Origin of the sequence: Streptomyces sp. NPDC006655 (assembly GCF_040703965.1) — a bacterium.
Taxonomy (GTDB): Bacteria; Actinomycetota; Actinomycetes; order Streptomycetales; family Streptomycetaceae; genus Streptomyces.
Window position 1 is genome coordinate 1 of record NZ_JBEYJU010000251.1, and the last position, 1,427, is coordinate 1,427.

1 protein-coding gene is annotated in these 1,427 nt (G+C 67.7%); it reads left to right on the plus strand.

Translation table 11 applies throughout. The features are described from left to right. The first annotated feature begins 57 nt into the window (after positions 1 to 57). Positions 58 to 1,293 (plus strand): IS701 family transposase, encoded by a 1,236-nt coding sequence (locus AB0958_RS45120; protein ID WP_366896291.1) that lies wholly within the window; start codon positions 58 to 60, stop codon positions 1,291 to 1,293. Positions 1,294 to 1,427: the final 134 nt, after the last annotated feature.

A 1,427-nucleotide genomic window follows, 5' to 3' on the forward strand; every position in this document is an offset into this window, starting at 1 on the left:
CTAGTAGTGCTTCGTTACGTCGAGTGATCTCGCCTGGTGGTGGGCATCTTCTCCGGTATGAGGTTGGGGGAGGTGGAACGGCTCCGGGGTGAGTTATCGGAGTTCGTTGCCGATGTGTTCGGGTCGGTGCCGCGGCGGGATCAGCGGCGGTGGGGCGAGTGTTATCTGCGGGGCCTGATGCTCGACGGCCGGCGCAAGTCGATCCAGCCGATGGCCGAGCGGCTGCCGGACGGCAACATGCAGGCACTGCAGCAGTTCGTGAACCAGTCGCCGTGGGATCCGCTGCCCGTCAGACAGCGGATCGCCGAGCGGCTGTCCGAAGTTGTCAGGCCCGAGGTGTGGGTGATCGATGACGTGTCGTTCCCCAAGTGCGGGACGGCGTCGGTCGGGGTGGCCCGCCAGTACTGCGGAGCCATGGGGAAACGGGCGAACTGCCAGGTCGCGGTCAGCGTCCATGCCGCCACCGACTCCGCCTCGTGCCCGTTGCAGTGGCAGTTGTATCTGCCGCGTGAGTGGACGGACGAGCCGGAGCGATGCCGCAGGGCAGGTGTCCCAGACGATGTGGTGCACCGGGAAAAGTGGCGTCTCGCGCTCGGCCTGCTGGACACACTCGCCGAGTGGCAGCTGAAGGCGCCGGTCGTGGTCGCCGACGCCGGCTACGGCGTCAGCACCCCCTTCCGGCTCGGTCTCCAGGAGCGAGGACTGTCCTATGTCCTGGCCCTGAACGGGAAGGAAGTCGCCCACCCGGAGGATGCCGAGCCGCACCAGCCTGCTTATGGCGGACTCGGACCACCCACCCTTCCCCGCTACCGCACCCCACCGCGAGCCGTTTCCGTGTTGGCAGCGCAGGCGGGTGCGGAGCGGTTCACCGAGGTGACCTGGAGGCAGGGCAGCAAAGGCGCGATGACCTCGCGGTTCGCGGTGCTGACAGTGCGGCCCGCGGGCAAGCAGTCCCTGGCCGCAGCTCAGGAGGCGGGCGGCGGCCGCAACCGGTGGGACGGCGTCCTGCCCGTCCAGACACTCCTCGTCGAATGGCCGGACGGCCAGGACACTCCGACGGACTACTGGATATCGAACCTGCCCGCCACCACACCGGCCGCTGACCTGGTGAGGTGGGCCAAGATGCGCTGGCGGATCGAACATGACTACCGCGAACTCAAGCACGGCCTCGGACTGGACCACTTCGAGGGCCGCACCTGGCGCGGCTGGCACCACCACGTCACCCTCGTCACCGCCGCCCAGGCATTCCTCACCCTCAGGCGGCTCGACCCAAAAGTCCGCACACCGGCCTGACCCTCTACCAGGTCCTCGATCTCCTCCAGGACCTGCTGAGGTGCTGGGTCGGTACCTGCACCACCTGCGGACGACCCCTACCCACCCAACGAAGCCGCCACAGACAGGGCAGAACCTAACGAAGCACTACTAGG